At 62.6% G+C, this 12,460-nt stretch carries 8 protein-coding genes; 7 read left to right on the top strand and 1 reads right to left on the bottom strand.

Features of this window, described 5'->3' with window-relative positions; translation table 11 throughout:
- Positions 1–62: 62 nt before the first annotated feature.
- Positions 63–212: a hypothetical protein gene (locus tag AB4136_RS08240; protein ID WP_441931032.1), complete on the bottom strand. Its 150-nt coding sequence runs from the start codon at positions 210–212 to the stop codon at positions 63–65.
- Between AB4136_RS08240 and AB4136_RS08235 the strand changes: the two genes are divergently transcribed.
- The 7 genes from AB4136_RS08235 (at position 201) to AB4136_RS08205 (ending at position 12,371) form a co-directional block, all read left to right on the top strand.
- On the top strand, positions 201–359 hold the full coding sequence (locus AB4136_RS08235; RefSeq protein ID WP_441931030.1) for a hypothetical protein: 159 nt from the start codon (positions 201–203) through the stop codon (positions 357–359). The genes AB4136_RS08240 and AB4136_RS08235 overlap by 12 nt on opposite strands.
- A 4-nt stretch (positions 360–363) precedes the next feature.
- Positions 364–573 carry a hypothetical protein gene (locus AB4136_RS08230; protein WP_137900533.1) on the top strand — a complete coding sequence of 70 codons (210 nt, stop codon included), beginning with the start codon at positions 364–366 and terminating at the stop codon, positions 571–573.
- Between the two features lie 365 nt (positions 574–938).
- On the top strand, positions 939–1,229 hold the full coding sequence (locus AB4136_RS08225; protein WP_441931028.1) for a hypothetical protein: 291 nt from the start codon (positions 939–941) through the stop codon (positions 1,227–1,229).
- A gap of 586 nt (positions 1,230–1,815) precedes the next feature.
- Positions 1,816–2,493, top strand: a complete 678-nt coding sequence (locus tag AB4136_RS08220; RefSeq protein ID WP_024924608.1) for a response regulator — start codon at positions 1,816–1,818, stop codon at positions 2,491–2,493.
- Positions 2,480–3,838, top strand: a complete 1,359-nt coding sequence (locus tag AB4136_RS08215) for a sensor histidine kinase (protein WP_137900532.1) — start codon at positions 2,480–2,482, stop codon at positions 3,836–3,838. The genes AB4136_RS08220 and AB4136_RS08215 overlap by 14 nt, the downstream gene beginning before the upstream one ends.
- A gap of 382 nt (positions 3,839–4,220) precedes the next feature.
- Positions 4,221–5,288: a porin gene (locus AB4136_RS08210; protein ID WP_137900531.1), complete on the top strand. Its 1,068-nt coding sequence runs from the start codon at positions 4,221–4,223 to the stop codon at positions 5,286–5,288.
- Positions 5,289–5,699: 411 nt separating this feature from the next.
- Complete coding sequence (locus AB4136_RS08205) at positions 5,700–12,371, top strand: autotransporter outer membrane beta-barrel domain-containing protein (RefSeq protein WP_441931025.1); 6,672 nt, start codon at positions 5,700–5,702, stop codon at positions 12,369–12,371.
- The last annotated feature ends 89 nt before the right edge of the window (positions 12,372–12,460 follow it).

Below are 12,460 nucleotides of genomic sequence, written 5' to 3'. Positions count from 1 at the left end.
ATGGCTCTAGATGCGGGGAAATGTCCGCCTAGTGCGCGATGACCCGGTTCTGCGCCGACGCCTCAGGCGCGGGCCAGCCGGGGTGGGCGTTCGAGCCGCACGGTGGCGGCACCTTCCAGCTCGTCGGTCGGCTGGCGATGCTCGACCTGCCAGGTCGCAAAACTGACCGGCTCGACGCATGCAAAGGAAAGGATCGCGGTATGACAGGCCATGGCACAGCAGGTCTGCGCCAGATCCTGCGGCTGGTGATGCGAACCGCCACAGCCTTGCGCACCGTCCTGGCAGGCATCGCGGTCAGCGGCCTGTTGGCCAGCGCCATGATCATGCGCACCTGCTGCGTGGTGATCACCAGCGGATGATTGCGTGGCTGCTATCCCGCCAGTCGTCGGCAGCCCGGCGGCGGCACTCCAGCCCGTGCTGGTCACGGCAACCGCCACCACCATGAGCGCAATCGCCAACGCCCTGCCCGCCCTTGCCATCAAGGGAAAAAGGCAACGCGAGACGCTCACAATGGCTTGGCGAACTGTCATCAGGCGTGGTTCCAGCGATCCCGACTTCTCACCTCAACACTGAGGTACGGACATCGGCGTACAAGGCCGCGGAACAAAAAGTACAGGCCTGGTCCGGTGCGGGCCAACAAGTTTCTTTATACATTTTTGTATAGGTCTCATGCTGGCAGAAATCATCCGCTGGTTTTCCATACGTGCGGGTCTCGCACGAATCGCAGTCAAGCCGGATATGGCGCGACTTTTGGAGACGATCCGTCGGCGCGTCAAGCGCAAGACTGCCCGTCAGGAATGACGCCAAACAAACTCCGGCAATTCGCCGAAACGAGAATCACAAAATTGTAAGTCGGGCGGAAAGGGACTGTGAGGTCGCACGCCTAGCCTCTGATCGTCGGGCTCCCAAGACGCCCGCCTTCGAAAAGAGGACTGACCATGAAAACCACCGTCGTATATGCGCTGCTTATCGCGGCTGCGATGACCTCGAGCGCGCTTGCCAACAGCGGATCGAACCCCACAAGCAATGGCGTCGACAAGATACTGCAAGGTCATGGATCGAGCGGCGACACGGCGAAGTCGACCTCCAATCCCGATGTTTCCTACAGGGTTCTCGCCAATGGCGACATCGAAAAGGCCAACAGCCGGTACAATCGTGTCGAGATCACCAAGCCGTCCTGGTGGCTCGGCATGAGCCCGCGCCAGCGCGACAGTTGGGCGGGCCGATAACGGTCGCCGTGACATTCGGCCCGTATCCTCCCACGGCGCCGTTCCAACGCATGGGAGCAATCCGCAGGCGGCCAGCCGGCGGATTGCTCCCGAATGTCGTTCATTGGAAATCGCGGAATGCCCGCGACGTTCCTGTTGATATCACCCTCCACCGGAGGTCGCCCGCTGATGCAGGCCACATCAAACGGCCGTCACCAATCCGTGATCGCAAACCAGAATCCGCCAATCTGGCGACCCAGATTGAACACAGTTATCCCGGAAGCCGGGGGCCGTCATCGGAATCGCCTCCCGGGCGAAGACCCGCGATGACGCAAATGTGGCAGATGCGTAGGAAATGCAGAACATGACGAAATCCGTCTCCGAACACTCGGCGAAAGTTCGTGCCGTTGGTTCTCGGCGTTTCTAGCCGGGAATACAGCCCCGGCGCCAACGCCGGCACGGCAGCGCCACCGCAGACGGCGTCGAGCGGGAACACCCGCCGGTCCAAGGTTTCATTGAGACAGGGCTGTTCTGGCTCCGCCGGCAGCCCACCTAATTTCGAGGTCATCCACGCCCGGGTAACCCAGGCCAGATGAGAGCCTTTGCAATGAGAATTCTCCTAGTCGAAGATGATGAGCAGATCAGCCAGTATATTGAAAATGGCCTAAAATCCTCCGGTCACGTCACTGACGTGCTGAAGGACGGACGCGATGCGTTGCTGGTGGGATTGCGGGAGCCATACGATGTGGCGATCGTTGATCGCATGCTGCCGGGGCTCGACGGGTTGTCGCTGGTTCGGGGCTTGCGCGGCGCCGGTGGCAAGGTGCCGGTCATTTTCCTGACCTCCATGGGCGGGGTCAACGATCGCGTCGAAGGTCTCGAGGCGGGAGCAGACGACTATCTCGTGAAACCCTTCGCGTTCTCCGAACTCCTGGCACGCATCAATGCGCTGAACCGTCGCCCGCCTATCGCCGCCGAAAAGGCGAAGTTGCGCGTCGCCGATCTGGAACTCGACCTGTACAGCCGGCTGGCGCACCGGGGCGGCACGATAATCGAACTTTTACCGCGCGAGTTCGCCCTGCTCGAACTCCTCATGCGCAATGAAGGCCGCATCCTGACCAAGACGATGCTGCTGGAGCGCATCTGGAACTTCAATTTCGATCCGCAGAGCACGGTCGTGGAGACGCATATCAGCCGGCTGCGCGCCAAGATCGACAAGCCATTCAACCCGCCGCTGCTGCACAACACCCGCAACACCGGCTACAGCATCCATGGCCAGCGCTAGCATTGCGCGGAGCACGTCGCTCCGGCTCGCCGCCTTCTACACCTTGTTGTTCCTGCTCTCTTTCCTCGGCGCCAATGTGGTGGGCTACAACATGGTCGCCACCTATCTCTACGAGCGCCTCGACGCCAATGTCACGGAGCGCTTCAGGGAAATAGCCTCGGCTTACGACACAAGCGGCATCGACGGTGCGGTCGCCATGGTGCAGAGCCATGGTCCGGCCATCCGCGGCCAGGAAACGCTTTATACGCTGAAGGACGCCGACAATGTCGTTCTGGCCGGCAACATCGATATGGCCGATGTGCCGCCCGGCTTTTCCACGCGCGCTCCGACAAGCCACAATCGGCCCCTCGCCAACTACCGGCTCTACCGAAAGGCCCTTGGCAACTACGATTTGACGGTTGGCATAAGCTACGACGACACCAACCGGTTGCGCCGGATCGCGCTGGTCAGCTTCGGCTGGGCGACGGCCATCGTCCTGGCTGCCGGCCTTGGCGGCGGCGCCGTGCTGGCATTTCGCACGCGCCGACGAATCGGCCGGCTGTCCCAGGCAATGAAAGCCGTTGGCGCCGGCGAGCTCTCCAGACGCCTGCCGGTTTCCTCGCGCCGCGATGACATCGATACGTTGGCGATGGAGGTGAACGACGCGCTCGGGCAACTGCAGGCCAGTGTCGCCGCCATGACGCAAGTCACCACCGACATCGCCCATGACCTCAAGACACCGATAGGCAGGCTGTTTCTGACGCTGGAAACCGCGCTGGAATGCGGCGATCACTCGGCCACGAGACCGCTTCTTGAAAAGGCGATGGAGGAAGTCACCCGCATCACCGGCACTTTCGAAGGATTGCTGCGCATATCCCAGATCGAATCCGGTGCGCGCCGGTCGCGATTTGCCCAGGTCAATCTTGCCGAGCTTGTCAGCGATATCCACGACATCTATCGCGATATCGCCGTCGACGCCGGCCGGCTGCTAGACCTGAGCGACGATCATCACGACGTCCCGTCATGGGTGTGGGGCGATATCGACCTGCTCAAGCAGATGTGCGTCAATCTTCTCGTCAACGCGATGCGCCACACGCCGCAAGGCGCGCGGATCGTCATCGGTGTTGCCGCCGAAGCGGACGCCCTCATCCTCATCGTCAGCGACAACGGCCCGGGAATTCCAGAGGAAGAGCGAGACAAGGTCTTCAAGCGCTTCTATCGCCTGGAGAAAAGCCGGACGACCGAAGGCACCGGGCTTGGGCTTAGCCTCGTCAAGGCGATCTCGGACATGCATGGCGCGGTCATAACACTGACGGACAACAGACCGGGCCTCGTGGTCTCGATCGCTTTTTCGAAAGCATCCTAGGATCGGGCGAAAAAAATCCGCCCGTGGAGGTCAGGCACACGGGCGGATAGTTAGGCACGCATTTGGCAATGCATCGTCATTGAGACGCCCCTATCTACGACCGTGGCTTTGAGCCTGTTTGAGATGGAATATACAAATCCGCAAACGTGACAGGCGACAGGTGATCAACCTCTTCGTCCCGCAAACCCGTCTGCGAAAACGAACCGTCGGAAGCCGGCAAATTATGTGGCGAGCCGGCAACACCTGCATCGCCACGGCAAAACCCAAGCCCAGTCTTGCAGATATGTAAACTTCGTGTTCGCCGCCGGAAAATCCCCTGCCCGCAGATCAATTCGACCGCACCGAGAACCGGTCCGGCAAACTCGAATTGAAAAGGTGGGAAATGAGAAAATCTCTAATGTTGGCCGCGCTTGCCGCGTCGACGGCAGGCATCGGCAGCGCCTATGCGGCCGACCCGACGGTCATTGCCGAACCCGAGCCGGCGGAGTTTGTGAAGATCTGCGACGTTTACGGCGTCGGGTTCTTCTACATCCCCGGCACGGAAACCTGTCTGCGCCTTAGCGGTTATGTTCGCTACGACATCGGCGTCGGCAAAAATCTGGGTTCGGATGTCGACGGCGACGGTCTCGGCGACACCTACTACAAGCGCGCTCGGTTCGCCTTGAAGACGGACGCGCGCAGCCAGACGGAACTCGGCGAACTCCGGGCCTATGCCCAGATCAATTTCGACCGCGACACCAATGGTTCGATCTGGAACTACAATACGTTCGGCTCGCCGGTCGCCGACAACCTCTACATCAACCACGTCTACATGCAGCTCGGCGGGTTCCGGGTGGGCATGACCGATTCCGTCTTCACCACATTGACCGACTATGCCGGCAACGTCATCAATGACTGGCTGCTCGGCTACGGTCCGTTCCGCACCAACCAGATCTCATACACCTACACGGGCGGCAACGGCTTTGCCGCGACCGTCGCCCTCGAACAGGGTGCCGGCGGCTACACGATCGACAACTACGTGCCGCATGTCGTCGGCGGCGTGTCACTCACGCAAGGCTGGGGCCGCGCGATGGCCGTCGCTGCCTATGACAGCGTCAACGAGGTGTGGGCGGGCAAGGCGCGCGTCGACGTCAAGGTCACCGACATGGTCACGCTGTGGGCGATGGCCGGCTACAAGTCCGACAAGAACGTGCCGAACTACTACGGCAACTGGGAAGGCTCATGGGCGGTTTGGGGCGGCGGTACGGCCAAGGTCAATGAAAAGACCAGCCTCAACATGCAGTTGGCCTATGACGCCGGCAAGGAATTCGTCGCCGTGGCGAATGTCTCGCGCGAGGTGGTACCCGGTTTCTATGTGACGCCTGAACTCGTCTACACCAGCAAGATTGGCTACATCGCCAACGGCAAGGGTTCAGTCGGCGGCTTCCTCCGCTTCGAGCGCGATTTCTAAGTTCGCTACATGATTTACGGCCCGCAGCTCTCTAGAGCCGCGGGCCATTTTCCTGTCGCCGCCACCCGCAAGGGAGGTGCAAGCAAACGCGTCGATTTAGATAAAGGTCGATAGAGGGTTGTCCGGAGCATCTGCGGACAGCATGTCAAACTTCGCCAGCCAAAATACACCAAAAGGTTGAATCTGAAGATGTCGGCGACGAACGATATTAAGTATCAATATTAGTACATAAAAATGTTATTTATCACTAATATAGAGTTTTCTAAACTTAAATAACCTATACTTTTTCTACATTTAAACATTGCTTGCCTTTCACCTCGTGGCTAATAGTTCCTTGGCAGGGACTCACCACAGGTTGAAGGAACATCCATGAGGCGCGTTCGGCACCGGGTCATCTGGTCGACAACATTCTTGAGCGGTATTGCGGGACTGTCTTCGGGCGTTTTGCTCGTCCCGACTGAAGCCTTGGCGAACTGCACGACCACCGGCGGCGTCACCACTTGCGACACGACCAGCCCCAATCCCTACACGACGCGCGTCGGAACCGGTCAGAGCGACAGCAACCGCACTATTACGGTCAACAGCGGCGCGACCGTCAACACCACCAACAACAACGCCATCAGCCTCGGCGACAACGCCAACATTACCGTCAACGGGACGGTCAGCAACACCGCCAACACCCCCAATGGCGGCGGCACGGCAGGCACCGGCAACAACACGGTCGAGTTCAGGAGCAACAGCACACTCACCATCAACAGCGGCGGCTCCATCATCGCCTCCGGCACATCGACCAACTCCGAAGCGATCAACCCGACCGGCTTCGGCAACACCATCCTCAACTACGGGCTGATCCAGGCCACCAACAGTGCGGCGATCTGGTTCGAGGACAGCTTCACGGGCGCCAAGAACGTCGTCGACAACTACGGCACGATCCAGAGGGTCGGCGGCGGTGCCGTGATGGGCAGCAGCGGCAATTCCGGCATCACCTTTTACAACCGCACCGGCGCGAAGATCCTCGGCAACCTCTCCTTCAGCGGCGGCAATGACGATCTCATCTTCGAGGCCGGGTCGACCGCGTCCGGCGGCATCAATGGCGGTGGCGGCGTCAACAATCTCACCTTGCAGGGTGCGGCGGGATCGAACGACACGCTGCCCGGCAGCATCACCAATTTCAGCACGCTGACCAAGGACGGACTTGGTCAGTGGACCGTATCCGGCAGCCTGAGCGGCTTCACCATCGTCACGGTCAAGAACGGCGTGCTGGCGCTGACCGGGAACAATGCCGGCTACACCGGCAACCTGGTCGTCAATCCGACCGGCATCCTCGAGGCGCGGGCGCAAAGCCTGCCGACAAAGACGCCGGCCTCCGCCAACGTCAACAATGTCCAGAATGACGGGCTGGTACGTTTCACCCAGACCGACAACGGCACCTATACCGGCCAGATCACCGGCGCGGGCTCAGTGGTCAAGCTGGGCGCCGGCGTTTTGACGCTGACGCCCGCGGCACCCGCCGGCAACACCTTTCTGGGCGGGCTTTCGATCAACCAGGGGACGGTGGCGGCTGCCGCCGACAATGCGCTGGGTGCCGCCTCCGGTGGGCTCACCTTCAATGGTGGCACGCTGCAGCTGAACAGCAGCTTCGATCTCGCGAACAACCGTGCCGTCACGCTGAATTCGGCCGGCGGAACCATCGACACTCAAGGTTTCCAGTCGACAGTCAATCAGGGCATCACCGGCTCCGGCTCCCTCACCAAGGCCGGTTCCGGCACGCTTGTCCTCAACGGGGCCAACAGCTACGCCAGCGGCACGGTCATCAATGGCGGCGTGGTCCGGGTTTCCAACGACGGCAATCTAGGTGCTGCGTCCGGCGGCATCACCTTCAATGGCGGCACGCTGCAGCTCAACAGCAGTTTCGACCTGAACAACGGCCGGGCGATTACCCTCAACACGCCTGGCGGCACCATCGACACGCAAGGCTTCCAGTCGACGGTCAGCCAGCCGATCACCGGCGCCGGCGCGTTCACCAAGGCGGGAAGTGGCACGCTGACGCTGACCGGCGCCAGCACTTACAGCGGCGGCACGACGATCTCGGCCGGCACGTTGCAGCTCGGCAATGGCGGTGCTTCCGGCTCGGTTCTCGGCAATGTCACCAACAACGGCACGCTGACCTTCAACCGGTCCGATGCGTTCACCTTCGGCAACACCATTTCCGGCAGCGGCGCGGTCCAGCAGATCGGCTCGGGCATCACCACGCTCACCGGCACCAACAGCTACGCCGGAACAACCATCGTCGCTGCCGGCACGTTGATCGTCAACGGCGACCAGACCGCCGCCACGGGCGCGACGACGGTCAATGCAGGCGCCACCATCGGCGGCACCGGCATCATTGGCGGCAGCGTGACTGTGGCGAACGGTGCCACGCTGGCACCCGGCAATGTCGGAACGGTGCCCGGGGCATTGACGATCAAGGGTTCGCTCGGGCTCAACCAGACCTCGAACCTCAATTACAATTTCGGCCAGGCCGATGTCGTCGGCGGTCCCTTCAACGACCTCACCACGGTCGGCGGCGACCTGACGCTCGACGGCAAGCTGAACGTCAACCTGACGCCCGGCGGCTCGTTCGACCCCGGCATCTATCGCATCATCAACTATACCGGCGCGTTGACCAACAACACGCTGGACATCGCCAGCCTGCCGCCCGGCACGCCGCCGAACACCTTCTTCGTGCAGACCTCGGTGGCCAAACAGGTCAACCTCGTCAACACGGCGGGCCTGCAGCTCAATTTCTGGGACGGCACCCTCGGCCCGAAGAACAATGGCGCGGTCAATGGCGGCAACGGCACCTGGCAGAATGCCGGCGGCCTGGACAACTGGACGGATCAGCCGGGCACGGTCAACGCCCCCTGGAACGACAGCGCCTTCGCCGTCTTCATGGCAACGCCCGGCACGGTGGCGGTCGACAACGGCAATGGCGCTGTGCGCGCCGCCGGCATGCAGTTCGCCAGCGACGGCTATGTCATCCAGGGCGGCGTGCTGACCCTGGTCGGCTCGCCATCCTCGACCATCAGGGTCGGTGACGGCACTGCAGCCGGCGCAGGCTATACGGCCACCATCAATTCCGTGCTCGCCGGGACGACCCAGCTGGTCAAGACCGATCTCGGCACGTTGGTGCTCAACGGCGCCAACACCTATACAGGCGGCACCGCCATCAATGGCGGCGTGCTGCAGGTGTCGAACGACGGCAATCTCGGCGCGGCCAGCGGCGGACTGACTTTCAATGGCGGCACGCTGCGCCTCGGCGCCAGCTTCGACCCCAACACCGGTCGCGCCATTACGCTGAATGCGCCGGGCGGCACCATCGACACGCAGACCTTCCAGTCAACGGTCAGCCAGGCGATCGCCGGCGCCGGCTCGCTCACCAAGACGGGAGCCGGCACGCTGACGCTGACCAACGCCAACAATTACAGCGGCGGCACGACGATCTCGGCCGGCACACTGCAGATCGGCAATGGCGGCACCTCCGGCTTCATTTTCGGCGATGTCACCAACAACGGCACCCTCGCCTTCAACCGCTCGGATACGATGACGTTCCCCGGCGTCATCTCCGGCACCGGCGCCGTCCAGCAGAACGGCACCGGCACCACCGTGCTCCTCAGCGACAGCAACTACAGTGGCGGCACGACGATTTCGGCCGGCACGCTGCAGCTCGGCAATGGCGGCACCTCCGGTTCCATTATCGGCGATGTCACCAACAATGGCACGCTCGCCTTCAACCGCTCCAGCGCCTTCACCTTCGGCGGTGTGATTTCGGGCGCGGGCGCGATCCAGCAGATCGGCTCGGGCGTCACCACGCTCACCGGAACCAACAGCTATACCGGAACAACAACGGTGGCGGCCGGCACGCTGATCGTCAATGGCGACCAGACCGCCGCCACGGGCGCAACGACAGTCAACACGGGCGCCACCATCGGCGGTACCGGCATCATCGGCGGCGACGTGACAGTGCTCGATGGCGGCACGCTCGCGCCTGGCAATGTCGGTACCACCCCCGGCACCTTGAACATCAAGGGTTCGCTCAACCTCAACCAGGCCTCCAACCTCAATTACAATTTTGGCCAGGCCAATGTCGTTGGCGGCCCGCTCAACGACCTCACCACGGTCGGCGGCAATTTGACGCTCGACGGCAAGCTGAACGTCGACCTGACGCCCGGCGGCTCCTTCGATCCCGGCATCTATCGCGTCATCAGCTATAACGGTGCGCTGACCAACCATGGGCTGGACATCGCCAGCCTGCCGCCCGGCACGCCGCCGAACACCTTCTTCGTGCAGACTTCGGTTGCTCAACAGGTCAACCTTGTCAACACCGCCGGCCTCCAACTGACCTTCTGGGATGGCGATGCCGGCCCCAAGAACAACGGCGCGGTCAATGGCGGCAACGGCACCTGGCAGAATGCGGGTGTACAGGACAATTGGACGGAACAGAGCGGCGCGCTCAACGCTCCGTGGCAGGACAGCGGTTTCGCCGTTTTCATGGCAACGCCAGGTACCGTGGCGGTCGACAACGGCAATGGCGCGGTACGCGCCACCGGCATGCAGTTCGCCAGCGGCGGCTATGTCATCCAGGGCGGTGTGTTGACGCTTGTTGGCTCACCGTCCTCCACCATCAGGGTTGGCGACGGCACCGCAGCCGGCGCTGGTTACACCGCCACAATCGATTCCGTGCTCGATGGCGCAACCCAGCTCGTCAAGACCGATCTCGGCACGCTTATCCTCAACGGTGCCAACACCTACAGCGGCGGCACTGCCATCAATGGCGGTGTGCTGCAGGTGTCGAACGACGGCAATCTTGGCGCGACGACGGGTGGGCTCACCTTCACTGGCGGCACACTGCGCCTCGGCGCCAGCTTCGACATCGGAGCCCCACGTGCCATCACTCTCAATGCGCCCGGCGGCACCATCGACACGCAGGCCTTCCAGTCAACCGTCGGCCAGGGCATCACCGGTGCCGGTGCGCTCACCAAGACGGGAACCGGCACGCTGACGCTGACCGGCGCCAACACCTATAGCGGCGGCACGACGGTCTCGGCCGGCACGCTGCAGCTCGGCAATGGCGGCACTTCCGGCTCGATCGTCGGCAATGTCACCAACAACGCCACGCTCGCCTTCAACCGTTCGGATACGTTTACCTATGCCGGCGTCATCTCCGGCACTGGAGCGGCGCAGCAGAACGGCACCGGCACCACGGTGCTCACCGGAACCAACACCTATGCCGGCGGCACGACGATTTCGGCCGGCACGCTGCAGCTCGGCAATGGCGGCACTTCCGGCTCCATCACCGGCAATGTCACCAACAACGGCACGCTCGCCTTCAACCGCTCCGACGCGTTCTCCTTCGGCAACGGCATTTCCGGATCGGGCGGCGTAAGCCAGATCGGCTCCGGCGTGACGACGCTGACCGGTGTCTCCACCTATACCGGGCCGACCACGGTCGCCGCCGGCACGCTGGCCCCGGGCGCCGCCAACATCTTCAGCGCGGCCTCCGCCTTCTCCGTTCTTTCCGGCGGCACCCTGGCGTTGCAGGATCTCGACCAGACACTGGCCTCGCTCGCCAATGCCGGTACGGTCGATCTCGGCGGCACCAAGACCGGGACGACGCTCACCGTCGCCGGGAACTATCTCGGCAATGGCGGCACGGTCCAGCTTGCCACCCAGCTTGGCGGCGACAATTCGCCAACCGACAAACTGGTGATCAATGGCGACAGCACCGGCTCCAGCCTGTTGAAGGTGATCAATGCGGGTGGTCTCGGCGCGCCGACGGCGCAAGGCATCAAGCTTGTTCAGATCGACGGCGCTTCGAGCGGCAAGTTCTCGCTGGTCGGGGATTTCACCTTCAATGGCAGCCCGTCGATCGTTGCCGGCGCCTATGCCTATCGCCTGTTCCAGGGCGGGTCGTCGACGCCGGCGGACGGCGACTGGTATCTGCGTTCGCAGCTGAAGCCGACGCCACCCTTCCCACCCATCCCGCCGGGTCCGGATCCTGAGCCTGAACCCCAGTACAATCCGGGCGTTCCGGTCTACGAGGTCTATCCGCAACATCTGCTGGCCATGAACGGCCTGCCGACCCTCCAGCAGCGCGTCGGCAACCGCTACTGGAGCGATGCCGGCGCCAATGTCGTGGCGCAGGGCGCGGACGCGCCGGCACAGAACCCGGCGCCGGACGGCGTCAATCCGACCTATACCGAGAACCGTGCCTTCTGGGGACGCAGCGAAGGCTCGCATGCGAGCATCGATCCGGCGGTCTCGACCAGCAATGCCAGCTACGACCAGAACATCTTCCGCCTGCAGGCCGGTCTGGATTTGCTTGTGGCGGAAAACGAGGCGGGCCGACTGCTCGGCGGCATCACGCTGCATTATGTCCACGGCAAGACCGACGTCACCGCCCCCAGCGGCGATGGCAGCATCTCCACCGACGGCTACGGCTTTGGCGGCACGTTGACCTGGTACGGCAATGACGGGTTCTATGTCGACGGCCAGGCGCAAGTGACCTGGTACAACAGCGATCTCGCTTCGTTCACCGCCGCCCGGTCGCTGACTTCCGGCAATGACGGTTTTGGTTACGCCTTGTCGCTGGAGACCGGAAAACGCTTCCAGGTCGGCGAAGGCCTGACGCTGACCCCGCAGGCACAGCTGATCTATTCGCGTGTCAACTTCGACAGCTTCGTCGACCCGTTCGGGGCCGGCGTGTCGCTTCAGGACGGAGACAGCCTGCGCGGCCGGCTGGGCCTTTCGCTCGATCGCGAAAACTCATGGACCGCGGAGAACGGCACACTCACCCGCAGCCATGTCTACGGCCTCACCAATCTGCATTATGAATTCCTGCAGGGCACCCGCGTCGACGTCGCCAGCGTCGATTTTTCGAACCGCTCCGACAGATTGTGGGGCGAAATCGGCCTCGGCGGCTCTTACAACTGGAACGACGACAAATATTCGATCTATGGCGAAGGTTCCGTCGCGACCAGCCTCGCCCATTTCGGCGACAGCAACACGATCAAGGGCTCGCTTGGGTTCAGGGTGAAGTGGTAATGCGAACGGCCGGACTGCAAAGTCCGGCCGATATCGTTCGCGCTATTTGGTCGGACCGGCTCGCGACATGGCTGGGCCTGGGTCTTCGG

The organism is Mesorhizobium sp. 2RAF21 (assembly GCF_052115345.1).
Taxonomy (GTDB): Bacteria; Pseudomonadota; Alphaproteobacteria; order Rhizobiales; family Rhizobiaceae; genus Mesorhizobium; species Mesorhizobium terrae.
This window is presented reverse-complemented; position numbering and strand designations above follow the sequence as displayed.